A 497-nucleotide genomic window follows, 5' to 3' on the forward strand; every position below is an offset into this window, starting at 1 on the left:
CCAACCCGGCGGTGCGCTCCGGCTACGCCAGCATCATGCCGCGCCTGGTGGCCGAGCACGGCCAGGCCAAGGCCGAGTGGATGATGCACCGCCTGCGCAACCTGAACATCTACCCCAGCCTGTTCTTCATGGATCAGATCAGCTCGCAGCTGCGTATCGTGCGCCCGGTGGCCTGGAACAAGACTGAAATAACCAGCCAGTGTATCGGCGTCAAAGGTGAGTCCGACGCCGACCGGGAAAACCGCATTCGCCAGTTCGAAGATTTTTTCAACGTTTCCGGCATGGGAACCCCCGACGATCTGGTCGAGTTCCGTGAAGCCCAGCGCGGCTTCCAGGCACGCCTCGAGCGCTGGAACGAGGTGTCTCGCGGCAATGAAAAGTGGGTTGAAGGCCCTACCCCCAACAGTGAAGTGCTCGGCATAAAACCGGTATTGACCGGTACCGAGTTTACCCACGAAGGGCTTTACATCAATCAGCACGGTTCCTGGCAACGCTTC

1 pseudogene is annotated in these 497 nt (G+C 60.0%); it reads left to right on the plus strand.

Features of this window, described 5'->3' with window-relative positions:
- A pseudogene (locus tag SB756_RS28075) lies at window positions 1–497 on the plus strand (anthranilate 1,2-dioxygenase large subunit); the annotation flags it as partial.

Origin of the sequence: Pseudomonas sp. SIMBA_068, assembly GCF_046534705.1 — a bacterium.
Lineage (GTDB): Bacteria > Pseudomonadota > Gammaproteobacteria > Pseudomonadales > Pseudomonadaceae > Aquipseudomonas > Aquipseudomonas putida.